General features: G+C 43.8%; 22 protein-coding genes. 17 read left to right on the top strand and 5 right to left on the bottom strand.

The genetic code is table 11. The features are described from left to right. Positions 1–52: 52 nt before the first annotated feature. From HL061_RS01805 to HL061_RS01770, 8 genes are all read left to right on the top strand, one after another. Positions 53–943, top strand: a complete 891-nt coding sequence (locus tag HL061_RS01805; protein WP_071001618.1) for a DNA polymerase III subunit psi — start codon at positions 53–55, stop codon at positions 941–943. A 92-nt stretch (positions 944–1,035) separates the two neighbouring features. After that, the gene (gene serC, locus HL061_RS01800) at positions 1,036–2,172 is read left to right on the top strand and encodes a 3-phosphoserine/phosphohydroxythreonine transaminase (protein WP_212563524.1); all 1,137 of its coding nucleotides are present in this window, start codon (positions 1,036–1,038) and stop codon (positions 2,170–2,172) included. Positions 2,173–2,467: 295 nt separating this feature from the next. Beyond that, complete coding sequence (locus HL061_RS01795; RefSeq protein ID WP_212564511.1) at positions 2,468–4,300, top strand: extracellular solute-binding protein; 1,833 nt, start codon at positions 2,468–2,470, stop codon at positions 4,298–4,300. Positions 4,301–4,445: 145 nt separating this feature from the next. Further along, positions 4,446–5,225 carry a hydroxyacylglutathione hydrolase gene (gene gloB, locus HL061_RS01790; protein WP_212563525.1) on the top strand — a complete coding sequence of 260 codons (780 nt, stop codon included), beginning with the start codon at positions 4,446–4,448 and terminating at the stop codon, positions 5,223–5,225. A gap of 101 nt (positions 5,226–5,326) precedes the next feature. Next, on the top strand, positions 5,327–6,397 hold the full coding sequence (gene yejB, locus HL061_RS01785) for a microcin C ABC transporter permease YejB (RefSeq protein ID WP_212563526.1): 1,071 nt from the start codon (positions 5,327–5,329) through the stop codon (positions 6,395–6,397). A 62-nt stretch (positions 6,398–6,459) separates the two neighbouring features. Next, entirely contained in the window at positions 6,460–7,518 is a 1,059-nt protein-coding gene (locus HL061_RS01780; protein ID WP_071003610.1) for an ABC transporter permease, read from the top strand. A 16-nt stretch (positions 7,519–7,534) separates the two neighbouring features. Further along, positions 7,535–9,202, top strand: coding sequence for a dipeptide ABC transporter ATP-binding protein (locus HL061_RS01775; protein WP_252962453.1), 1,668 nt, complete (start codon positions 7,535–7,537; stop codon positions 9,200–9,202). A 183-nt stretch (positions 9,203–9,385) separates the two neighbouring features. Further along, positions 9,386–10,690 carry an iron-containing alcohol dehydrogenase gene (locus tag HL061_RS01770; protein WP_212563528.1) on the top strand — a complete coding sequence of 435 codons (1,305 nt, stop codon included), beginning with the start codon at positions 9,386–9,388 and terminating at the stop codon, positions 10,688–10,690. 473 nt (positions 10,691–11,163) lie between these two features. Here the strand turns inward: HL061_RS01770 and folE are convergent, their stop codons facing one another. Next, a complete protein-coding gene (gene folE / locus HL061_RS01765) occupies positions 11,164–11,760 on the bottom strand; it encodes a GTP cyclohydrolase I FolE (RefSeq protein ID WP_212563529.1) in 597 nt (198 codons plus the stop codon). Between the two features lie 384 nt (positions 11,761–12,144). On the opposite strand from folE, the gene HL061_RS01760 reads away from it, so the two are divergent. The 3 genes from HL061_RS01760 (at position 12,145) to HL061_RS01750 (ending at position 13,795) form a co-directional block, all read left to right on the top strand. After that, positions 12,145–12,954, top strand: a complete 810-nt coding sequence (locus HL061_RS01760) for an enoyl-ACP reductase (RefSeq protein WP_071001612.1) — start codon at positions 12,145–12,147, stop codon at positions 12,952–12,954. A gap of 135 nt (positions 12,955–13,089) precedes the next feature. Then, complete coding sequence (locus HL061_RS01755) at positions 13,090–13,266, top strand: DUF1275 domain-containing protein (RefSeq protein WP_240366410.1); 177 nt, start codon at positions 13,090–13,092, stop codon at positions 13,264–13,266. 25 nt (positions 13,267–13,291) lie between these two features. Beyond that, positions 13,292–13,795, top strand: a complete 504-nt coding sequence (locus tag HL061_RS01750; RefSeq protein ID WP_252962444.1) for a YoaK family protein — start codon at positions 13,292–13,294, stop codon at positions 13,793–13,795. A gap of 64 nt (positions 13,796–13,859) precedes the next feature. Here HL061_RS01750 and HL061_RS01745 read toward each other — a convergent pair whose 3' ends face one another. Continuing rightward, positions 13,860–14,024, bottom strand: coding sequence for a hypothetical protein (locus HL061_RS01745; protein WP_212563530.1), 165 nt, complete (start codon positions 14,022–14,024; stop codon positions 13,860–13,862). Positions 14,025–14,412: 388 nt separating this feature from the next. On the opposite strand from HL061_RS01745, the gene HL061_RS01740 reads away from it, so the two are divergent. The 5 genes from HL061_RS01740 (at position 14,413) to hrpA (ending at position 22,074) form a co-directional block, all read left to right on the top strand. Next, the gene (locus tag HL061_RS01740; RefSeq protein ID WP_212563531.1) at positions 14,413–15,834 is read left to right on the top strand and encodes a DASS family sodium-coupled anion symporter; all 1,422 of its coding nucleotides are present in this window, start codon (positions 14,413–14,415) and stop codon (positions 15,832–15,834) included. Positions 15,835–16,467: 633 nt separating this feature from the next. Next, positions 16,468–16,650: a hypothetical protein gene (locus tag HL061_RS01735; protein WP_071001609.1), complete on the top strand. Its 183-nt coding sequence runs from the start codon at positions 16,468–16,470 to the stop codon at positions 16,648–16,650. A 68-nt stretch (positions 16,651–16,718) separates the two neighbouring features. Then, the gene (locus HL061_RS01730) at positions 16,719–17,306 is read left to right on the top strand and encodes a DUF1543 domain-containing protein (RefSeq protein ID WP_071001608.1); all 588 of its coding nucleotides are present in this window, start codon (positions 16,719–16,721) and stop codon (positions 17,304–17,306) included. Between the two features lies 1 nt (position 17,307). After that, on the top strand, positions 17,308–17,625 hold the full coding sequence (locus tag HL061_RS01725; RefSeq protein WP_186474445.1) for a hypothetical protein: 318 nt from the start codon (positions 17,308–17,310) through the stop codon (positions 17,623–17,625). A 234-nt stretch (positions 17,626–17,859) separates the two neighbouring features. Continuing rightward, the gene (gene hrpA / locus HL061_RS01720; RefSeq protein WP_252962443.1) at positions 17,860–22,074 is read left to right on the top strand and encodes an ATP-dependent RNA helicase HrpA; all 4,215 of its coding nucleotides are present in this window, start codon (positions 17,860–17,862) and stop codon (positions 22,072–22,074) included. Positions 22,075–22,144: 70 nt separating this feature from the next. Here the strand turns inward: hrpA and HL061_RS01715 are convergent, their stop codons facing one another. The 3 genes from HL061_RS01715 to HL061_RS01705 all read right to left on the bottom strand — a co-directional run bounded on the left by HL061_RS01715 (position 22,145) and on the right by HL061_RS01705 (position 24,237). Continuing rightward, positions 22,145–22,474, bottom strand: a complete 330-nt coding sequence (locus HL061_RS01715; protein WP_071001605.1) for a hypothetical protein — start codon at positions 22,472–22,474, stop codon at positions 22,145–22,147. Positions 22,475–22,774: 300 nt separating this feature from the next. Beyond that, a complete protein-coding gene (locus HL061_RS01710) occupies positions 22,775–23,146 on the bottom strand; it encodes an MliC family protein (protein ID WP_083328816.1) in 372 nt (123 codons plus the stop codon). Between the two features lie 176 nt (positions 23,147–23,322). Beyond that, a complete protein-coding gene (locus HL061_RS01705; protein WP_093070804.1) occupies positions 23,323–24,237 on the bottom strand; it encodes a DMT family transporter in 915 nt (304 codons plus the stop codon). A gap of 287 nt (positions 24,238–24,524) precedes the next feature. Between HL061_RS01705 and HL061_RS01700 the strand changes: the two genes are divergently transcribed. After that, entirely contained in the window at positions 24,525–25,208 is a 684-nt protein-coding gene (locus HL061_RS01700; RefSeq protein ID WP_071001602.1) for a YetF domain-containing protein, read from the top strand. Positions 25,209–25,280: the final 72 nt, after the last annotated feature.

Genomic DNA, 25,280 nt, shown 5'->3' with positions numbered 1-25,280 from the left:
CAAAATCATCTAAAAAACTATATAGACAACATAATTAGGATAGTAGAGTCGTATGAGTGATATCCAAGACCCGCTAAATGTATTGCAGCGCCGTGTGCAGCAGCGCCAAATCCTAGCGATGATGGGTATCAATCAATGGGTGCGGCCTGAGTCAAGTACCGTAAATATAGCGGATATCACGATAGATTCGGTTGAACACTCAAATACTGGCTCTATTGATACTGAATCCGCGAGTGCTGGAGCTGCTATAGAGACAGTCGTTCAGCCGACCAGTGGTTATGATACGAATGACTCTTATAGCAGCAACCATGACAATGTGAATAACGATGCTCATGGTCTAGGTATTCATGAACAGGCAGCCACCGAGCAAAGCCCAGTCACCTATAGTTTTGATAGTATGGGCAATGAGATATCTGCTACTTCAGATGCACCTCGTCTTCACAATAGTCCAGATATCGAATCAAACCAAACCGCCGCATTTTTTATAGATGAAGTGGTGCAGTCAACAACTGCGCCTATTGCGCCACAGCAATTATCTCAAAGCAGTCATAATAGTGATAGTGTAAATGACGACAGCTTGAAAAAGGTAGCACCATTTAGCTTACAAGGTGGACGCTATGGAGATTGGGTGATATTGGTTGATATTCAGGCACTTAATAGTGATAGCCAAAAGCTATGGAATAATATCACTCAAGCACTCTCAATGACTCATGAGACGACCTCATTTCCGATTTGCGCCGGTATGGACACAGTAGAGCTTGCCAATGCCAGCCTTGCTGGATATATCTTTAGAATTGGTCTGCGCGAAGAGATAAAAGTTGCTGCTTTAACAGTACTACCTGAAGGTCTTCAGCACCCCAACCTTATGACTGTGCCTACATTAGATGACATGATTGCAGATAGTGATGCTAAACGTCAGCTGTGGGAGCGCATATCTCATTGAGTGATATTAAAACTGATATCGATGTAAATTTTTTTATCAACAAACTGAAATAAAGGTCGCTTCTTTATTTCATCATACCTAGGACTGTGATTATGTCTATAACCCAAACGTCTACACCCACTGCTAATAATAGTACGCCGCATCGTCTGCCAAACTTCTGTGCTGGCCCTGCCACCATGCCAACATCCGTATTGGAGCGTGCTCAGAGCGAATTGCTCGACTGGCAAGGTCGCGGCCTATCGGTCATGGAAGTCAGCCACCGTAGTAAAGAGTACATGGCAATTACTGACAAAGCAGAAGCTAAGCTACGCACGCTTATGGAGATACCAGACAACTATAAAGTGCTGTTTTTGCAAGGCGGCGCTAGCTTGCAGTTTTCTGCCATTCCATTGAACCTGCTAAATGGCGGACGCGGCGATTATTTGACGACGGGTGCATGGTCAGGTAAGGCGATTAAAGAAGCCCAGCGCTATGAAGCACTTGGTCTGGGTAAGATAAACTTGGTCGCGACTGGCAAAGAGGACAACTTTACGACTGTACCCGCCCAAAGTGAGTGGACTGTGAGTGACGATGCCGCTTATTTTCACTACTGTGCCAATGAGACTATCCATGGTCTACAGATATTTGAGCCACCACAAGTAGACGCGCCAATCATTGCCGATATGTCATCTTGTATCTTGTCACAGCCGATAGACGTGTCTAAATTTGGTATGATCTATGCAGGTGCCCAAAAGAACATCGGTCCTGCAGGATTGGTCATTGCAATCATCCGTGATGATCTGTTGGGGCAGGCTAGCGCATGGTGTCCTATGCTACTGAACTATGAGCACCAAGCAGACAAAGAGTCTATGTCTAACACGCCAGCGACGTACTCTTGGTACTTAGCAGGACTGGTGTTTGATTGGTTGGAAGCGCAGGGTGGTGTGGCTGCTATTGGCAAAATCAACCAGCAAAAAGCCGATTTACTTTATAAGACAATCGATGAGAGTAGTTTTTATCACAACCCAGTCGATCCTCAGTATCGCTCTATCATGAACGTGCCATTTACTTTAGCAGACAGCAGCCTTGATAAAGTGTTCTTAGAAGAGTCAGAAAAAGCTGGTTTGTTAAATCTAAAAGGTCATCGTGACGTAGGCGGTATGCGAGCCAGTATTTACAACGCCGTACCACTTGAGTGGGTACAGCAGTTGGTTGATTTTATGATTGCGTTTGAAAAAAAGCATGCATAGGCCATACTAGACTTTAAAATAAAAGACGCCGCTTTTATAAGTTGCGTCTTTTTTTATGAGTATATTTATCGATGCACAGTTTGAGTAAAAAGCGTTCAATATCTACCATCATTATATCTAATACCAATGATGTCATACTGATGGATGTCGCACTGACGCCGCGTAACATGGCAAAATATTAGGTTAAAAAACCTAAGTTTGTTATGATGAAATTTTGCTATCAGGCTATTTTGCCGTCAGCGCTTAATTTTTGATACTCGCATTGGTTAGCATAGAGGTTTGTTATAACGTTATGATAAGAAAAAATGCTCTGCTAAAAGCTGTTTTGCTAGCCATCACTGTCAGCTGGATATCGAGCAGTATTGCGGCGCCTATCACAACGACAGCGCTTGGACATAACAGTCCTACGAAATACATCAATGCGCCTTACATGCCCTATGCCAATCCAAAAGCGCCTTCAGGCGGCACGCTTTCGCTAGATGCGCGTGGTACCTTTAATAGTGCCAATAAGTGGATGACCACGGGCGTGCCAATGATCGGCACCGACTATCTGTATGATACCTTGATGACAGGTTCGTTAAATGAAGCGTTTACCATGTATCCACAGCTGGCAAGTAAGGTAACCTATGATCCAGACGATACCAGCTGGATTGTCTATCACATCAATCCTGCTGCCCGTTTTTGGGATGGGACGCCTGTGACCAGTCATGATGTCAAAGCGACTTTTGATGCAATATTAAACAAAGGTCCGATGTCTATTCGTAGCTATTTGGCTGATATCAAAGCCGTTCAAGTCATCGACGAGCAGCAAGTCAAATTTGTCTTTGCCTCCGCTGAAAACAAAGAAATCCTACTGACGGTTGGGCAGTTTCCTGTTTTTGCCAAATCCTCAATTGAGGCTGATTTTGAAAAGATCAGCCTGACACCCTTAATGGGTAGTGGGCCTTATAAGCTGGGACGTGTCGATGCGGGGCGTTCAGTAAGCTACATACGTGATCCCAATTACTGGGGTCGTGATTTGATGGTCAATCGTGGTCGTTATAATTTTGACATGATTAAGTTCGTTTATTATCAAAGCGATGAGATTGCCTTTGAAGGATTTAAATCTGGCCAGTACCGTTTTCGCCCCGAAAACAAAGCATCAAATTGGGTGAGTGGTTATGATTTTCCTGCAGTGAAAGCAGGTCTTATCAAAAAAGAGACCATAACCAGTCAAAACCCAGTGCCCATGCAGGCATTGGTGATGAATTTGCGCCGCCCAATCTTTCAGGACATTCGGGTGCGCCAAGCCCTAACGGCTGCTTATGATTTTGAATGGATGAATAAGACATTATTTCATGGACAGTACGAACGTTTGCAGAGCTTCTTTCACGGGTCGGAGCTTGCGGCAACTGGTACACCGTCTAGTGAAGAGATGCAGGTGTTAACGCCTTTATTGTCTAAGCTTGAACCGATTCAGCGTAAAGCCGTCTTAGCAGAATGGCAGCTACCCAGCAGTGATGGCAATGGCTTTAATCGACAAGGATTACTAAAAGCGCGGCAGTTATTGCTAGATGCTGGATTTTATTATGATGATATGACGCTATATCAGCCGAATGGTCAGCCCGCCCAAATTGAGATTTTGATGACAGGCGAGACCATGGGCCGTGTCTTGTTGCCTTATATTCGTAATTTAAAACGCTTAGGGTTTGAGGCAACCTTGCGCCAAGTGGATGGGCCGCAATATTATGAGCGAACGCGCCGTTTTGATTATGATATGGTCGTCGATGTGTTTGCCCAAAGTCTATCGCCTGGTGCTGAGCAGGCTGCATTTTGGGGTAGTGCGGCGGCTGATGAGCCTGGCAATCACAATAGTGCTGGTATCAAAAATGCAGCCGTCGATGAGGTGGTTGCTAATCTTGGTAATGCCAAAAATCGTGACGAAATTGTGTTATATACGCAGGTGCTTGATCGGTTGTTGCGAGCGGGTCATTATGTCGTACCATTGTATGGCAAGTCTGGCACCAATGTTGCTTATTGGAACCAATACCGTCATACGGACACATTACCGACCAACGCCGTCGGCATCGACTACTGGTGGGTGGACAAAGAAGCAGAAGGACGCATCAACAAATATTTGAAGCAGTAAGCAGTACCTTTTGACAGGATTTGGTCTAGTAATAGCTGACTGCCAAACGCATAGGTTGTTACCACGCAGTAAAAGCGAGAAGTAAAATCAAAACGAAATAATTCAAAATAACGAGTAAAAAAATAACTACTGGTAAGGATTTGACATGAGTATCCGTATTCACCCCATTAAAGCGTTTAATGATAATTATATTTGGACATTAATTAATGAAAATAATAAGCAGGCGATCGTTATTGATCCAGGTCAAGCCCAGCCGGTTATCGATTATCTAGAGACGCATGGACTAGAGCTAACCTCGATTTGGACCACGCATCATCATCATGATCATATTGGTGGTGTCGCAGAATTGCAGGAGTCGTATCCGATGACCCATCTGGTTGCGCATAGTGAGCATGGGGTTGATGAGGATCAAACTATTAAAGATGGCAGCACGGTGAGTGCATGGGGCTGCTCTGCACAAGTCTGGGACGTATCAGGACACACCGCCAGCCACATGGCTTATATCTTAGATATTGATGGGCAAAAGCACTGCTTCTGCGGGGATACGTTGTTTAGTGCAGGTTGTGGACGTGTCTTTACGGGTACGATTGAGCAATTGCATGATAGTTTTAAACGTCTAAATGAATTACCTGATGAGACACTACTGTATCCTGCGCACGAGTATACGGCTAGTAACATACGCTTTGGATTGTCTATCGAACCTGACAACGAGGCAATGCAACAAGCATTAGCGCAAGCTGAGGCACAAACGGCACAAGGTGTGCCGACACTGCCAGTGACGCTAGAGCATGAGCGTGCGATCAACGTGTTTTTGCGTACCCAAGAGCCAAGTGTGATTGCAGGGGTTAAATCAAAAGTAACTATCGACGATGATAACTCTTTGACGGTATTTGCAGCGTTACGCGAGCTGAAAAATAATTTTTAATGCAAGTTTTTAATACATAGATATATTTGTGTAGACCTTTAGCACGAAAGAATATACTGCTGTCGTCATCGCCCTCTCTCTTTATTTAGGAAGTCGCTATTATGGGTCGTTATATCTTAAAAAGACTCCTGCTGATATTACCGACACTATTTTTGATATTGCTTGCCAACTTTGTAATCGTACAAGCGGCACCAGGCGGACCTGTTGAGCAGCAGCTTGCGCTTATTGAGCAGGGGGCAAAAGACAACGCACTTGGTGGTAATATTGGCGCGGGCAGTGCAGGTGGCAATGACAGCACTTATCAAGGAACGCGCGGTCTCTCTGAGGAAATGGTCGCTGCTATTAATGCTCAGTATGGCTTTGACAAATCCGCTCCAGAGCGATTTTGGCTTATGTTAAAAAACTACGCTCAGCTCGATTTTGGTGAGTCGTTTTTTAAAGGGCAGTCGGTGACCGATCTCATTATAGAAAAGCTGCCAGTCTCGATATCGCTTGGTCTTTGGAGTACGCTGCTTATTTATATGATTGCCATTCCACTGGGCGTGTATAAAGCGATGCATCATGGCTCAGGGGTTGATAAAGCCACTGCCATGCTGCTGGCTATTGGACATGCGATACCTGTGTTTGTCTTTGCAGTTATTTTATTGGTATTTTTCGCAGGTGGCACCTATTGGAATATTTTCCCGCTACAAGGGCTCACGTCCGAAAATTTTGACCAGCTCAGCGCGCTTGGTAAGGTGAAAGATTACTTTTGGCATTTGGCACTACCGCTGCTAGCCAGTACCGTAGGTGGTTTTGCGGGCTTGACGTATCTGACCAAATTTAGCTTTTTAGAAGAGCTGGGCAAGCAGTATGTATTGACCGCTCGCGCAAAGGGACTGGGTGAGGGTCAGGTGTTGTATGGTCATGTATTTCGCAATGCTATGTTGATTATCATCGCAGGTATCCCAGCCGCTATCGTTGGTATTTTCTTTGCCGGTAACTTTTTGATTGAGATTATCTTTAAACTAGATGGGTTGGGGTTGTTAGGTTTTGAGGCCATTCAACAACGCGACTATCCAGTGATATTTGGCACGCTATTTATCTTCACCTTGGTAGGGCTACTACTGCAATTAATCAGCGACTTAAGCTATCACTTAATTGATCCCCGTATTGATTTTGAGGGGCGCTAATGTCAAATAATCAATCTTCATCAAAGAGCAGTACTATTAATAGCGAACCAGATAAAGCGCCAATGCCTGAGCACAATCCTCAGGTAGCGCTACCGAAAAAGCAGCGCTTAAACCCCATTTGGCAAGCGCGTTTAAATCGCTTTCGCCAAAATCGTCTTGGGGTAATATCACTGTTTGTTTTTGCAGTGATATTTGTCATTTGCATGGCAGCTAACGTCATTGCCAATGACAAACCTTTACTGGTGCAATATCAAGGCGACTATTACTTTCCGGTATTAAAGGCCTATCCTGAAACGACATTTGGCGGTGTATTTGAGACCGAAACCAATTATAAAGATCCTGCAGTGCAGTCGCTGATTGATGAGCAAGGGTTTTATATAATGCCGCCTATTCCGTTTGCTGATCAGACACCCAATGTCGAGCTTGGTCTGCCTTATCCAGCGGCTCCAAACGCTCAGAACTGGCTTGGCACTGATGATATGGGACGCGATGTGCTGACACGGATACTTTATGGTATGCGCGTCTCATTGTTGTTCGGTCTGGCGCTGACGCTCGCTGGTGCTCTCATCGGTATTATTGTCGGTGCAATACAAGGCTATTATGGCGGCTGGGTAGATCTGGCAGGGCAGCGCTTTATGGAAGTGTGGGGCGGTATGCCTCAGCTATTTATGATTATTATCTTAGTCAGTTTATTTAGTCCCAGTATTATCATGCTATTTGCCATGATGCTGTTATTTGGTTGGATGGGGCTGGTCGGTTTGGTAAGAGCAGAGTTTTTGCGTGCTCGTAATTTTGATTATGTGCGTGCCGCGCGCAATCTCGGTGTGTCTGATAGCCAAATCATGCTCAGACATATTCTGCCCAATGCGTTAGCCTCAAGTTTATCTCAGCTCCCTTTTATATTAACAGCTAATATCATTGCGTTGACTGCGCTGGATTTTTTGGGTTATGGGTTGCCGCCTGGCTCGCCGTCTTTAGGTGAGCTGATGGTACAAGGAAAAAATAACCTTGATGCCCCTTGGCTGGCTTTATCAGGGTTTTTTAGTTTGACCTTTATTTTGTCATTGCTCATCTTCGTTGGCGAAGCACTGCGTGATGCGTTTGATCCGAGGCGCTCTTGATATGACCGATAATATTATGGCTACCGAGCAATACAACGCGCCAACTGAAAATCTTAATCGCGCGCAAGACAAGCTCGTGCTGACAGTAGATAGCCTAAGTATCACAACTGCTACAGGCATCCAGCTGGTCGATGAATTATCTTATGAGCTAAGACAGGGGCAAACTCTGGCTATCGTTGGTGAGTCAGGATCTGGCAAATCGATTGCCAGTCTTGCACTACTAGGTCTGCTACCAGAGAATTTGACGATTAAGGGTGAGGTTCAGCTGGCAAGCACGGCAGGCATGTCTCAACTACCGATAGCGAATGACAAATCGCGTAATGCCGCACTACGTGCTATTCGTGGTCAGCGGATCGGTATGGTATTTCAAGAGCCGATGACAGCGCTAAATCCGCTACATACCGTTGCAAAACAAATCGCTGAATCACTGCGTTTAAGCGGCGTACCCAAAAAACAATGGCGAGCCACCAGCATTGCCTTGCTAAATGACGTCAATATCACGGATCCCTCTGACAAGTTGAATCGTTATCCACATGAGTTGTCAGGTGGTCAGCGTCAGCGAGTAATGATTGCGATGGCATTGGCTCAGCAGCCTGATATCTTGATTGCTGATGAGCCAACCACTGCACTTGATGTGACATTACAGCATGAGATTTTGGCCCTACTAGATGATCTTAAACGCAAGCACAGTATGGCGATGATATTAATCAGCCATGATCTCAATCTAGTCAAGCGTTATAGCGACGAGATTATCGTTATGCGGCAAGGTCAAACGATTGAGCAGGGTCAAACGTCGGCGGTATTTGATCAGCCTAAAGCCGATTATACTCGCACGCTCATTCAGCAAGACTTCGGTCAAGCGCTACAGCCAGTAGCAGATCATGCAGATGGACCATCAACTGTATTAAAAGTGAGCAATCTCAACGTACAATTCCCAATCGAAAAAAGTCTATTTGGGAGTACAAAACGTTGGTTTGATGCGGTCAAAGCTGTTGATATGACCTTGCAAAAAGGGCAGGCATTAGGGATCGTCGGTGAGTCTGGATCTGGCAAAACCACCATTGCACTGGCGCTGAGTCAGCTGCTTGGCAATCAAGCACGAGTGCATGGACAGATAGTGGTGAATGGGCAAGATATCTCAGCACTGTCCAAAAAAGTGCTACGTAACTTTCGCTCGCAGATTCAAATGGTGTTTCAAGACCCTTTTGCCAGTATCAACCCTCGTATGACGGTCATGCAAATTGTGGAAGAAGGACTGTTGGTACAAGGCGTGGATAAAGACGCGCGTCAGCAGGCGGTGATGGAGAGTTTGGCTACCGTCCATTTGCCTTTAGCATTCGCGCAGCGTTATCCGCATGAGCTGTCCGGCGGTCAACGTCAACGCGTGGCATTGGCGCGCGCACTCATCATGAAACCGAGCCTACTTATATTGGACGAGCCTACCTCTGCGCTTGACAGTACCACGCAGGTAACGGTGGTCAGTTTATTGCGTGAAATTCAACAAAAGCTGCAAATAAGTTATGTCTTTATCAGTCATGATCTCAAAGTAGTACACGCACTATGTCAGCATATTATGGTACTAAAACAAGGGGCATGCGTGGAGTCTGGGCTCACAGAAGATATCTTTAGCCAGCCACAGCATCCGTATGCCAAGCAGTTATTAAAGGCGAGCAGTACACAATAATAGCGACATACCAAAAAAGGCAGTGGTACAATCATGCTAGACAGTGGTTTGCTTTATTCAAACATCCTTGCTGTACATATACTTATCTACTCTGCTATTGGCAAACGTCGTTTAGCCTTTATCAACTAGCTCAAACTATTGTTATCGCGGTTAAAATCATCATTAAAAAGGATTTTTGTACCCATGAAAAAACAAAACAGTATTACTAAATTAGTAAAGAATAACAGCTTGCAGTATGCTGGTTATTTGGCAGTGGCTAAGACACGCGCTAAAGTGCTAAAAGCAATCTCTTACGTGATACCTATCAGAAGACCGATGTTGTTTGTCGGTGAGGCTGCCTGTAATGAGCTATGCGACATGCTCATCAATGAAGGCAATACCAATGTCTTTATCGTCACTGATGCCGTGCTAAACAAACTCGGTATCCCTGCAAAAGTCACTGATTATCTAGATGCAAAAAATATCAGCTATCATGTCTATGATGGCATTACACCAGACCCTACTTTTAACGTAGTCGAAGAAGGACTGCGCCAATCTATAGCAGCAAATTGCGACGCTATTATCGCCATCGGCGGCGGCTCAGTGATCGATGCTGCCAAAATGATCGCTATGTCTCAAGGCAATAAATGCAAGCCTCAGCAACTGATTGGGATCCTTAAAGCAAGAAAGCCGTCGGCGCCATTATATTGCGTGCCTACAACAGCGGGTACTGGCTCAGAGGCAACCCTTGGTGCAGTGATATCTGATGATAAAACACACCAAAAAGCATTGTCTATTGATCCAAGAATGGTGCCGCTCGCCGCAGCGATTGACCCCATTATCATGAAAGGTATGCCAGCACACATCACCGCTGATACGGGTATTGATGTATTGACCCATGCATTAGAAGCATGGATGAGTGCCAATGCCAGCGTGGAGACGGACTACTATGCAGCCTCTGCCGTCAAATCTGTCATGCATTATCTACCATTAGCTTACAAAGATGGTGGCAATCTAAAAGCAAGAGAAGAGATGGGAATTGCCGCCCATTATGGTGGTATCGCCTTTAACAAAGCGGGCTTGGGTTATGTGCATGCCATTGCTCACCAATTAGGTGCCTACTATAGCATTCCTCATGGTCGTGCTAATGCGATCGTGTTGCCTTATGTGCTTGATGTTAATCGTAAAGCAAGCAAGCAGAGACTGACCGCACTGGCAAAAAGAACGGGTATGGTAGCAGACGGCCAAGCTGGTCATGGTGATAAAGAAATAGCAGATCATCTCATCGTACAAGTCAGAGCGCTTATCGCAAATTTAAATATTGATCCGACTGTTAGCGGTATGCAGGCCAGTGATTTTGATGATATTGCAAAAGCAGCAGCAAAAGAAGTCAGCGATACTTATGCCGTACCAACCTATCTCTCAGCAGCTGAAATTAAGGAAATCTTAACGAAAATTAAGCAAGTAAGTGATGAGAGTGCTGATAAAGACACTCAGAAAGCATCATAGCATTGTACTTGTACTGATAGACTTATGATAGACAAAAAAAGCCTATGACTCTTTTGAGGATAGGCTTTTTTAACACGTTTAAAACAATATAAGATATTGAAATAAAATAGTTTGTCTCTATATGTTAACTATCCTAAAGCCTGTGTCATGATCAAATCATCTTGTAATTTATCTTGTGCTACGACTTAATAAATTGCAAGTATATAACAATACAGGAATATTTTATTGATACATAAGCGTTACGATGGTTAAATGATATTATGTTTGGGAAATTTTTATGAATCGCATATTATCGTCTACAATGATTAACCTAGTTATCGTAACAATCATTACAAGACTCTGGCGTATACGGCAAAGACTATGAGCTTGATTTGCTAAAACTTGAAATCTTACTTTGTATAGCTAAAACAAAAAGGACGCATTAGCGTCCTTTTTGTTTGTTGTTACTCATAACAGCCTAAAATATTAATAGTTTAAAACGACGGTTGGCGCTTAGGGACGGCACCCAAAAATTCATTACGGGCTTGATTGTTGTGCTGATACTCACCAAGCATCGCAGTACTACGTGTAGTCGAATGCTGTTTGCTGACACCGCGCATCATCATACACATGTGCGAGGCATCCATGACCACCGCCACGCCGCGACAGCCAGTAACATCCATGATGGTTTGTGCAATCTGTTCACTCAGGTTTTCTTGTATTTGTAGACGACGAGCAAACATATCGACAATACGGGCAAACTTCGACAGCCCCAGTACTTGGCCGTCAGGCAGATAGCCAATATGCGCGACACCATGGAACGGTAGCATATGATGTTCACACAATGAATAAAACTCAATGTTCTGTACCAGTACTAGCTCACGATTGGCTGATGGAAAGACAGCATCATTGACCACCTCTTCAATGCTTTGATGATAGCCTTTGGTTAAGTGAGCAAAAGCCTTTGCCGCACGTACAGGTGTGTCTAATAAACCAGGACGATTCAAGTCTTCGCCAGTCGAACCAATCAGTTGGCGATAGGATTCAGTACTTTCTTTATAATCTGGGGTTATTATTGGGGTGTTACTCATAAGTTTGGCAGCCATCCAAAATGTGGGTGTAGCTTAACGTTGAATCCTATCATGTCAGGATTCTTATAAAATTGTGCAAGCTGGGAAGGGCTGTGATTATACTCGAAATCTGCTGAACTTCATACTGCTGTGGTGAGTAGTTCAGAGTTTAGTCATTACAGGGCTGTCAGAGATGCAATTAGAACGGTGACCATGATGATATTTCATTAGTATTATTGCGATACTAATGATAGTAACCAAGTACAGTTTACGACTGTTTACTTAAATGAATTCGTGTATAATAAGTCATCTTTTGATTTGCATCATTTCATGACGCGTCACTTTCTGATTACTCTAAATAAACCTATATTCTAAATCATCTCGATTGATTCAAAAGGAAATCTTATGCTATTGCAAGGACAACGATTTGTCGTAACTGGCATCGCAAGTAAACTCTCTATCGCTTGGGCTATTGCAGAAGCGCTACACCGCGAAGGCGCCTCACTGATCCTGACTTATCCGAATGATAAAATCAAAAAGCGTGTGGACATGGCTGCCGAACAGTTCGAAGCGGATTTGGTGCTAGAGTGTGATGTCGCCTCTGATGAGTCGATTGCTGCTTGTTTTGAGCAAGTAACCGCGCATTGGGGTGATGGTATTGATGGTGTGGTACACGCCATTGGTTTTGCCCCAATGGATCAGCTCGATGGTGACTTTGTGAGTGCCACCACGCGTGAAGGCAGCCACATAGCACATGATATCTCTAGCTACAGCTTTGTGGCATTGGCAAAAGCAGCTCGTGAGTTGCTTGCAATGCGTCATGGTTCTATGCTGACATTAACTTATGAAGGCAGTATCTCAGTATTGCCAAACTACAATGTCATGGGTATGGCAAAAGCCAGTCTTGAAGCCAGCGTGCGCTACTTAGCGACTTCTATGGGCGGCGACGGTATCCGTGTCAATGCGATCTCAGCAGGTCCAATTCGTACGCTAGCTGCTAGTGGCATCAAATCATTCCGTAAAATGCTCGATATCAGCGAAAAAATCGCACCACTACAACGTAATGTCAATCAGATGGAAGTAGGTAACGCAGCACTATTCCTATTATCTCCGTGGGCATCTGGTATCACGGGTGAGATCATGTTTGTTGATGCAGGCTTTAATACCGTCGCTATCAGTGAGCAGTTGATGATGCTGGATGAGCCAGCGCAATAATCATTTAAGTATTTTTTGCGTTGATGGTCATTATCAATGATTCACTCAGCTATTGAAATTGAAAAGGCAGCCAATTGGCTGCCTTTTCTCGTTATACTATGAGTCTTTTTGGCAGTAGACCTTTAGGTGACAAATATGATAACCAAGTTACCAAAGTGGATATTGTGGGGTGGGGCGGTATTGGCATTTAGCGCTGGCTGCGTGAACACAACTGCATTGATGGGATTTGCCAATTTATCGGTCTCGCATGTCACCGGTAATGTCAGCTTGTTTGCAGCAGCTATCGCTTATCGCTTACTCAGATTCTCATAGTATTTTGTATATCGGAGCGCTACTATTGTCTTTTTTGTCAGGGGCAATATTAAGCGGTTTTGTCATTGGGCAGACATCCTTAACACTAGGCCGTCGTTACGGGCGTGCGCTATATTTTGAAGCAGCATTACTAATAGCTGCCTACTGGTCATATCAGCAGCATGATTATCTCGGACAATTGGCAGCAGCGATGGCCTGCGGATTACAAAACGCGATGGTAGCCACTTATAGTGGAGCAGTTATTCGCACGACGCATTTGACAGGACTGACATCCGATATGGGTGCAGCAATCGGTAACTGGCTTGCGGGTCGCTCCATTAGTAAGCCGACATTGGGCTTTCAGGCCGTTATTTGGTATTGCTTCTGCGGTGGCAGTACAATAGGGGCTTTTTTGTTTGCCAAAGTTGGCTATGATGCGTTGCTTGTACCCATCGCAATCGTTCTAACCGCAGCATTTATATATAACTATGTCTCCAACCACTTGCCAGAACAAAGAGAAACAAAACTAAAAAAGCGCTCATCATCATGACAAGCGCTTCTTATTTTTGCTGTTAATACTAGATAACTGGCTTTATCTGCCGTTCTGCCATCTTTTATTTTTCGTCTTCTTCTTGATGATCTTCATGCTCATGCATACCTTGCATCATATCTAGCGCTGAGTCGTCAGTACGCTGTTGATCTTCTTTGGCCAGACTATCTTGATTGATGTCTTTTGGCGCCATTTTTGTGGTTGCATCGGTTTTATTTGCATCTGCCATAGTGTCATTCCTCTTGTTTTTATTGATGATTATCTATCTAACCCTAAGATTATGTGGTATCGGTTTTTACTTGTATAGCCCCAAATGATGAATGTTTGAATGCTTTATGTAATTTTTATCAACCAAGGCGTCCATTCAAAGCAGTGAGAACAAAGTAGTGAGAGAGTTACTATTGAAAAATCTCACAAAGTCGAGAGGTGATTATCATCAACGAATCAAACAGACATCCTAAAAAAACAAAAATAATCAAAATGTATTCATATATAAGTTATTCTGATATGATATTTTCGCGCGTAATGTTCGCTATATGAATATCATGATGTCTTACAATAAGTGTGTTGCAATAATTTTGACTTCATACTCACTTTGGATGCGATAAGGATAATTTATGTCAGAGAAAAAGCTGGATAGCCATATTCCTGATGATGGTAACGAGTATTTATTTACGGATACATTCCCAAAGGGAACGGGAAAAGGATTGATCGTGGTCGCCATTGCGGCAATCATTAGTTTTATTATTTACAGTGTATTGCCATTTGAGGTCAGTGCTAACAAAGGGCTAGCAATGCTGTTTTTTATCGGCGTGCTATGGCTCACTGAGGCGATACACGTCACAATCACTGCGATCTTGGTGGTTGTGGTTGGAACATTAATTGGCATTCCTGATTTTAATGCTGAAGTCGGTCTGCAAAGCTTTGCCAGTCCCATTATTTATCTCTTCTTTGGTGGTTTTGCCTTGGCGGCCGCGTTACATGTACAAAAGCTTGATAGAAAGATTGCGCTAAAAATTCTTTCGTTATCAGGTGGTAAGCTAAGTACCGCTGTACTATTGATTTTTGGCGTGACTGCTTTTTTGTCAATGTGGATCTCAAATACGGCGACAACGGCAATGATGCTACCGCTTGCCCTCGGTATTTTGACGCAAGTTGATAGTAAAGAAGATCGCGGTACATTTGTGTTTGTACTGCTCGGTATTGCGTATTCAGCAAGTCTCGGTGGTTTGGGTACGATTGTCGGCTCGCCACCAAATGCGATCGCCGCAAAAGCCTTGGATATTGCGTTTGTTGATTGGATGAAATTTGGTATTCCAATGATGCTGATACTATTACCAGTATTGTTGGGCGCGATGTACCTATTTCTAAAGCCTAATCTAAACCGCACGATGACCCTACAGCAAGATGAAACTATTCATTGGACCAAACCGCGCGTGCTGACGATTATTGTCTTTATTGTGGCAGCGGTGAGCTGGATACTCTCTAAGCAAATTGGTGCTGCAGTTGGTATCGAAGATACAGATGCCGTTGTTGCATTGCTGGCAGCAGTGGCGGTCGTGAGTTTGGGTCTGGTGTCTTGGAAACAAGTGTCAGACAACACAGATTGGGGTGTATTGATGTTATTTGGTGGCGGTATTGCGCTATCAAATGTTCTAAAAGTATCAGGTGCGTCATTAGTACTGGGTGAGACGGTTGCTAATGGCTTACAAACCGCGCCACTATTGGTTGTGATGCTTGCAATCTCAGCCTTCATTATTTTCTTAACAGAGTTTGCATCAAACACGGCATCAGCTGCGCTCTTAGTCCCTGTATTTGCGGCAATTGCCGAGCATATGGGTATACCGAGCGAAGTCTTAGTACTTATTATTGGTATCGGTGCATCCTGTGCCTTTATGCTACCAGTTGCGACGCCGCCAAACGCTATCGTGTTTGGTACCGGTTTGATCAAACAAACAGAGATGGTACGTACAGGTGTCATCCTTAATATTATCTCTACTGTTATCGTTGGGTGTTGGGCGTATTTCTTCCTATTATAAGTCTAACGAACCATTAGCATTACCATGATAAATAAAACCTGATGTCCCAATATTAATGAGGCATCAGGTTTTTATTTTTTATACTCTCTTAATTTATTACATTATAACTTATGGGGATAATAGGGCGTGTTGAACATTCGCAAATAGGCACTGCTGATCGCTAAAATTGTTCCAGACAAGGCACAAAGCGACGATAATGCAGATGCCTTAGCGAGATTTGTAACGCAGTATGGGGCAATTTTAGCATCAGCCCCAACGATAAAAGCAGGGGACAGGACTCTTTTTTGCCGCTTCATCGTTAAAAATAAGCGCTTAGAATGACTAAACTTATTATTTTTAACATCGAATCGCCTAAAAAATAGTCGCTGTCAGTGCCATGGTCGAATGTTCAACACGCCCTAGACATTATGACGACATTCAATAATAAAAATTGCATTACAATCGCTGCTATAGTCAAGTCTAAATAAAAACAATACAGGACAATAAATTCATTTGATTCAACACTATTTTTCTTGCTTGCTGTGACTGCGTCTCCAGAGGCTGCGAAAAATAACGTTGAATCTTATTGTATCGATTTTATAGTAATCTAACTATATTTCAGATATCCATATCAATGTCTTTGCGCTTGACGCTGTGCTTGCCGATATCAAAAAGCGCAATTACGCGCTGATAACCTGTATAGAGACACCGCGAGGTAAACGCTGGCAGACTGAGCATATTAAGATCGCTTATGATCATGAAGCAGCAGCAGAACTGGCGCTCAAAAATGAACGTAGAGATTGGGCATTTGCTTTAAAAACAGGGCGGGTATTGTAATAAGACGCGCTCGATATTATGTTCAATTAAAATTAGCTACAATGAAAAATTTATAAGGACGGCGTTACATGTTAACTTTATATATGGCTCAACTTGGTGGCCGTCCCAAAGGTCGCCTGATTGAACAGCATGACATCTTTTTTGGTGTGGCCAATCACGTCAGCGAGCTGGTAGAGGATATCAATCAGCATTGGCCAGAAGTCAAAAACAAATGGCACATTGATTCGTATCGAGCGATTACTAAAGTTGATGGCTATGCGATCAAACTGGTTAAATCAGGTGAGCAGGTAAGCAAAGATGCTAACTTAAAGCTGTTTTTTATCAATTTGGGCGGCTATCAGCAGGGAAGTTTTGAAGAGTTTCATTATAAGCTTCTGATCGTTGCCCCCAGTCAAGCCGAGGCCATTAAGCAAGCCAAACAAAGCGAGTTTTATAAACAGTTCACTTTTAAAGATAATGCATCGCCGTTCGACGCCGCTTCACATATTGATGATAAGTTTGAGGTCGATATAGATGATATCTATAACGTGAATGATCTGCTCTCAAATGCTCAGCTGTTGATTGAGCCTATCGTTGATGCAGGCGGTGTCGATATCAAAGAAGATAAAGAATATGTGGGTTATCTGAGTATTAAAAATCTAAGGAAATTATCCTAATATGTCACTAGATATGTATTATAAAAGTGGTCTAATCCGCAAAGCGCGCTGTCAGATATCTGATGATATGCTGCCCATCCTTTATCAGATTCACGATAACGCAAAATTTCCACGATTAACGTGGTTAATTAACAATATTTATGAAAACCCGCAGATTCGTCCTGACGTAGCGAAAGAGTTAGCTAACGAGATGTTAGGGTTTGAAAAATTGATACTGTCACTACATCTTCCTTTTCCTAGGCTGGCACTGCAAAAAATGCATACCTTTTTTGTGGGGGCTGCGACTCACCAACAGGTTATTTATACTGTTAGTCATTAGTTTTCTCATTTAGACCATTTCTATGCCTTTAATGGTGTGAAATTTAATATTTATGGTCTAAGTGTGTCTTGATTTAATACTGATTATTAGATAGAGGCATTATCGTCCTCATAGCCATAGAAAAAACTTCAGCTTTGCAACTAAGCATCATACAAGCATCATAACTACCTTGAATCACCCTGCATTTGCCTCCATAATCTAACCACTTATACATAATAAATAGCCTAAGCAAATATGTCTGATACTTTTGAAAATACCAGTCTAAAAACATCTACCGTAGATGAAACTAACAGTGCAAAGCGACCAGCGGAATTACTGAATGATTTACCAGTACTTGCTAAAGATAGCTATTACTTAAGCCGTCTCGAACGAGAGCTGGCGCGCGCTGCGGTGTCCAAAAACAAAAAAGCTAATCATGTTTCTGAGCAAAAAAACAATCACGACGAGGCCCTTACCAAGAAGCGTGCCCAATACGACAAGATAAAAACGCGCTCTCAAAAAGCAGTGCAGGCACGTATTGATAGCATCCCAAGTGACTTACCTGCCAAATTAAATCTTGACCTGCCTGTTAGTCAACGCGCAGAAGATCTGGTACAAGCGATCATTGATAATCAGGTCATTATCGTGGCGGGTGAGACAGGTTCTGGTAAAACAACGCAGCTACCTAAGCTTGCCATGCTGGCAGGGCGCGGTATTACCGGACAGATAGGGCATACGCAACCAAGGCGATTGGCGGCTCGTAGCGTTGCAAACCGTATTGCCGAAGAGCTGGGTGAGCCTTTAGGTAATACGGTTAGTTTTAAGATTCGCTTTAATGAGCAAGGCTCCGCGCAATCGATTGTTAAGCTGATGACCGATGGTATTTTGCTGGCTGAGCTGGGTCACGATCGTTTTTTGAGTAAATACGATACGATTATTATCGATGAGGCGCATGAGCGTAGTTTGAACATCGATTTTATTATGGGTTATCTCAAAAAAATGCTACCCAAGCGCCCAGATTTAAAAGTCATTATCACTTCAGCGACCCTCGATACCACGCGCTTTAGTGAGTACTTTAGTCATTATGATGCCAAGCTAAAACGGCAAGTTCCTGCACCTATCTTTAACGTCGAGGGACGCAGTTTTCCAGTAGAAGTTCGTTATCGTCCGCTGACCGATGAGCCAGTAAACAGCTCAGAAGATGACAGCTATGATGATTTTGAAGAGAACCTGCCGCGTGCGGTGGTTGCTGCTGTCGAGGAATGTTTTAGCGACGCGCAAAATAAAGGCCATCCCGATCAGGCTGATATCTTGATATTTGCCGCGACTGAAGCAGAAATTCGTGAAATGCAAGAAGTGCTTGAGCGCCATGGCCCACGTCATACCGAGGTGCTACCGCTGTTTGCACGGCAGACGTATGAAGAGCAGCAGCGTATCTTTCAGCCATCAGGTCGAGGTCGACGTATTGTCATTGCGACCAACGTTGCTGAGACTGCGTTGACTGTACCGGGTATTCGCTATGTGATTGACTTGGGGTTTGCGCGGATTTCGCGTTACTCGTATCGCTCACGTGTGCAGCGTCTACCGATTGAAGCGATTTCGCAAGCGGCTGCCAACCAACGTAAAGGTCGTTGTGGCCGTGTCGCGCCAGGTGTCTGTATTCGCTTATATTCTGAGGAGGACTTCAACGGTCGTCCTGAATTTACTGAGCCTGAGATTCTACGTACCAATTTGGCATCTGTGATATTGCAGATGGCCAATCTGCGTCTGGGCAGTGTCGATGACTTTGATTTTATCGAGCCACCTGATAGTAGGTTAGTCACAGATGGTCACAAGTTGCTTGATGAGCTAGGAGCCATTACGTCCAAAAAGGACAGTACTCAAGATAAACGAAACCCATCAAAACGGCAAAAGGGGCTTGATCACCTGCGCTTGACCGCAACAGGTCAGAAAATGGCACGTATGCCAATCGATCCAAGGCTGGCACGTATGCTGGTGGCTGGTTCTGACTTTGATTGTATACGTGAGATGCTTATCGTGGTGGCGGCGCTCGCTGTGCAAGATCCTCGTGAGCGCCCTGCCAACAAGCGTACGCAAGCGGATCAAAAGCATGCGGTCTTCCGTCAAGATGATTCAGATTTCTTGTTTTATTTGAGTCTATGGAAGGCACTGTTTGAAAAAGACGAAGACGGCAATAAACTGTCTGGTAATCAGCGTAAGCAGTTTGCGAAAAAGAACTATCTGAGCTTCCCGCATGTTAGTGAATGGCATCAAACGCATCGTCAATTGCTACAAATGGTGACAGATCTTAAGCTGATAGATACCAGTGATGCACAAGCGTCTGATAAAAATGTCGCTAAGAATGACCCGACTGCAATCGAAGACGAAGCGTTAAAAGCGGTCAAATATGCTAATTTGCATAGAGCGTTATTGACGGGTCTGCTGTCTATTATTGCGCATAAGACTGAAAGCCGCGGTGAGTATTTGGCAGCGCGTCAGCAAAAAGCCAAAATATTCCCAGCGAGTACGGTATTTAAACAAATACCGCCTTGGGTGATGGCGTTTGAGATGGTTGAAACCTCGCAAGTATTTATGCGTACCGTTGCCAAAATTGAACCCGAGTGGATCATCTCAGCGGCAGGAAACTTGCTCAAGTATCATTATTTTGAACCGCATTGGTCCAAAAAAACAGGACGGGTCAAAGCATACGCGCAGATTAGTCTATTTGGCTTGATCATCATTAGCAAGCAGCTGACCAATTATGAGCAAGTAAACTTGGTCGAGTCGCGAGAGATTTTCATTCGTGATGGGTTAGTGACTGGTAACTTCGGTCGTAATGCGCCATTTTTACAGCACAATATGGACAAGATTGCCCATGTTGAGCGCATCGAAGATAAGCTACGTCGCCGTGATCTATTGGTTGATGAAGAAACGCTATATCAGTTCTATGACAAAAAGATTCCTGAACACGTCGCCAGCCGCAAAACGTTTGAAGACTGGCGCGCAGAGGTAGAAAAAAACGATGCTAAGTATCTGTTTTTTACCGATGAGGATGTACTCACTAGTCAAGCACCGACCACGGGCGATTTCCCAGAAGTATGGAAGCTGGGCGATTTAAAGCTGCCACTGCGTTATGTCTTTGATCCAGCAAGTGATGATGATGGCGTGACCATACGCGTACCGCTTGCTGCATTACCACAGCTCGACGCCATTGAGCTACTATGGGGTGTGCCTGGTTGGCGCTACGAGCTGGTATTGCAGTTGCTCAAATCATTGCCAAAAGATATCCGTCGTCAGATCGTCCCGATACCTGATACCGCAGATAATTTGTTTGATGAGCTGCAGCAGCAAGGTGGACAAGGGCTGTTAAAACAGCTGTGCCAAGCGCTCAATCGCCGCGGTATTATGTCGGTGACGCCAGAGAGCTTTAGCCCTTCCACGATTGATCGTTATCTGCAGCCACAAATCTGTGTGGTCGATGACAAAAACCGCATTATCGAAAAAGGTCGTGATCTACAAACGCTACAGATTCGTCATGCCTCTGAGACCAGTCAAGCGGTGAATGAGCAACAAGGCGCGCATACTGAATTCCCTGAGCATTTTACCTTTAGCAAAAATCATCATAGTGCAGGCGTGGTTATGAAGCAGTTTGCGGCGCTCGTGGCTGATGAAGCAGGCGAAGCGGTATCGATCCATCAGTACACCGATGTCAATGCCGCACTACAAGCGCATCGTATCGGCGTATTGACCTTGATCAAAGGGAAGCTTGGCGCAAAGAAAAAACAGCTCACCAGTCAAGTGGATAAAATATTCAAACTGGCATTTGCACCGCTTGGTGATATGGAAAAGCTAAAAACAATCGTCATTGATGCTACATTGGATGCTACGCTTGAAGAGCATTATGTGTTATTTGATCATACCGAGAGCCTGCCTGAGAGCGCTGACGATATCGCAGTTGGATTGAGCGAGGAGTTACCGTTTACGCCTGAAGAGTATGCACAGACGCTAGAAGTTGTGTTAAATAACTTCTTATTGACCGGTCAAAGCGTCATAAAAACGCTGAAAAATGTTTATACGCGCTGGCAGCGTATTCGCCAGAGTCTGTTGATGTTAGACCGCGAGATATTTGGGGAATCTATCGATGATATCGAAGATCAATTAGAAGATTTGTATTTGGCTGATTTTGTTTACCGCATGGATTATAGCCATTGGCAGCAGTATCCACGTTATCTTGAGGCACTAGAGATTCGCTTAGAGCGTCTTGAGCATAATTTGGATGCCGACCTTGATGGTGTCTACGCGCTTGACTTGCATATGGAGCGGCTAGCAGGGCGTGCGGACAAAGAAGCTATTAGCGAATATCGCTGGATGGTGGAGGAGTATCGTATCCAGCTATTTGCTCAGCCGATGAAAACTCGTGTGGCAGTTTCGCCCAAGCGTCTTAGTAAAATGTGGGATAAGGTGGGCTAGAACTAAAAGTTTCTTTGAATGTTAAGGCCGGATCAGCAATTGCTACTCCGGCCTTTTATTTAAGTAGGTTTTAATGACTCATCTTTTCTGTGAGCACGCCCATACTATAAAGCATGAACGCAATCACTGTCAGTGCTACGATAAATGGTGTCAGTATCCAAATCACCACGTTAATCAGAATTGACGGCAGCAATCCATTAAATAGTTCGAGATCTGGGGTAAAAAAATCTGTCATCACATCCACTGCACGCTTGGCAATGGGGAAGAGTAGAGTGCTGAGGGCCAGCATATAGATATATTTGCCAAAGCCTGGGTCACTCATAACGACCATAAAGTAAAATACTAAAAAATAAGTAATGGCTAGCGCCCAGCATTTGAGAGTGTAGCTTAAACGAATCATATCATTTCCTCCCCAAGCTTTTCGATAAATGTGCATAAAAAACTACGCTATATCCAATATTTTGAATATATTATATGTTATATATCGAATATATAAGAGAAGTCAATCATTTTTTATCAAAAAGCACCATAAAGCCACGTCTTTTTAGGGCGTGGATGTCAGGTATCAGTCATTATCTCCCAACATTGGGATTGTCTTGATTGCGGTTGGTACAATAAAAAAGAGCCAGTAGCTTCACTACTGACTCTCATCATTCATAAGTGTAAAAACACTAGTCAATACATTATTTATAGTCAATAACTATAGTTGGCAGTTTACTTGATACTGTTGACCATTGTCTGAGGCGATGGTCATAATGCCAAAGTCTGCTTTGGTATGCCAGTCATAGGTGGTCTTTGGGTTTACATTGTTTACATAACGTACGCCAGAGCCTGATACTGCTTGCTCTAGCGTGATTTTTGCGTCTTGTAGACCTACCTTTGGCAAGGTGACGTTTAGGTTGGCCGCTTGACCATCCGCTGCATAGGCGGCAGTAATCATGCCGTTGTCTTCACAGGTAAATGACTGAACGACTGGTTTGGCAGCAGTGGTTGGGGCGGTGGTGGTCGGAGCGTTGGTTGCACAAGCGGCTAACAAAACGGTAAAAGGAGCAACAGCAAGTAATTTTTTCATAAACGATATTCCTCAAGTTGGTAAGTGAATGTGCGTTGTTATACTGAGCAATATGATACATGTTCGAATGTAATTTCGTGTTATGGTTAGAGTCTACTAAGGTAATTATTTCTGTCTTTTTCGTGATTTGCTAAGTCCTGGTCGTTTAAGTGATTGAGCGATATTTGGTTTTTTGTTTACACTGTTTTTTTGTTTAACATAAATACCAGTACCGCCCCTAAGATGACTATACTGGCGATCAGAAAGTTGAGCGTCAGCTGCTCAGATAAAAATATCACGCCTAGTACAGTCGCAATCACAGGCACACACAGCTGAACGATCGCCGCTTGTGTGGTTTTTAACAATGGCATCGCCGTATACCAAATACTGTAACCCAGCCCTGATGCGATCGCTCCTGACGCACAGGCGAGCAATATCCCTTCGCTGGTAATACTTTCTAAGCTGATGTTTTTTAAACCTATTTCATCCAGATACATTAGGCCCACCAGTAGTAATATCGGAACGGCCACCAAACTCCGCACAAAGTTAAACCCTGTCGCTCGTAGCGGTGAGATGCATGATTTGCCGCGTATGCTGTATACTCCCCAAGCCGCACCGCTCAGTGCCATCAATGCTGCAGCGTTGGGTGATGGAACGGCCGCCGATGGCAACATCAAATACACAAATCCTGCGACTGCGACGATAAATGCCAGCCACTGTACAGCACTAAGCTGCTCTTTTTTGTAGATACCCCAGCCAATCATCGTAATCTGAACGGCCGAAGACAAAATTAAAGCACCTGTACCAGTATTAAGCTCTACATAGGCAATCGAAAAACATAACGCGTAAATGACCAAGCTGACACTACTAAGCCAACTGCCTTTGTCATTTAAGATAGCATCAACAGAAGGCTTGTCAGAGGCGAGTACTTGACGCTGTAGTTTGTAGGCGTGAATCGTCATAATAAACACTAAGCAAACAGTCGCACTGAGCAGACGAATGACCGTAAAACTCCAAGCATCTATATAACCTTCTGCCAACGCCATCCGGCAAAACAGGGAGTTTGCAGCAAATGCGATCAAGGCAATAGTAGTATAAACAATGGCTTTCAAAAATAATTCCTACAATGAATAAGGGAGCATAAAACAGGCTTGCATAGCGTTTCAATGGTGAATTTAGAATATAACGATAACGTATTTTTGAGCAAAAACAATTGCCGTCTCACAAGACAGTATATTTTGTCGTACTTGTGACAAAAAGTCTTTCTTAAATACGAATAACGATAGTTGTATTGACGATAAGGTCTGAAAATAGGGATGATGTGCTTCGCATCAAACGAACTATTAGAACATCATTCATTAAACACAATACATCAGATAAATAAATTGGAAATGAGAATATGGATTGGGCAAGTATTTTTATTCATGACACAACTTGGTCGTTTGCCGTTGAAATCTTAATACGTGTCACCGTCATGTTTGTATTAATTATCACGTTCTTGCGCTTCACTGGCAAGCGCGGCATTCGTCAGCTTTCTATCTTTGAGCTGACCATCATCCTATCACTTGGCTCTATCGCGGGTGACCCTATGTTTACTGAGGATTTGCCGATTATTCAAGCCGTACTAATCATGGGTTCAGTCATTGTTCTTTACCGAATCTGTACGTGGGTTATGATGAAATGGCAGCCTTTTGAAGACTTATTGGAAGGCAAGTCACTTTATATCGTAGAAGATAGCATGCTGGTGCTCGATAAAATTAAGAAAGGCAAAATGTCTCACGATGAGTTTTTTGCTGAAATGCGTCAACAGGGCGTTGAGCATTTGGGTCAAGTGCGCATCGGTTTGCTTGAGACGGACGGCAACTTTAGTATTTTATTGCATTCCTCTGAAAATACAGTTTACGGCATGCCGCTGTTTCCCAAGCAATATCAAGCTGTTGAGCAAGTAGAGATAGGGGCTCATTACGCCTGCATGTATTGTGGTTATGTCGAGCAAATATTAGAAGCTGATAAATGCTGCCCGCGCTGTGAGGATGATTGCAATAATTGGGCTAAAGCGTTAAACAATCAGATAGTCAAGTAGCGTAACGACTAGGCTAATATAACGATAATGCTGCCTTATCAACTAAGCTAAGGCAGCATTAATTCAAACTAT

This window comes from Psychrobacter sp. PSP, assembly GCF_024085615.1.
Lineage (GTDB): Bacteria > Pseudomonadota > Gammaproteobacteria > Pseudomonadales > Moraxellaceae > Psychrobacter > Psychrobacter pacificensis.
This window is presented reverse-complemented; position numbering and strand designations above follow the sequence as displayed.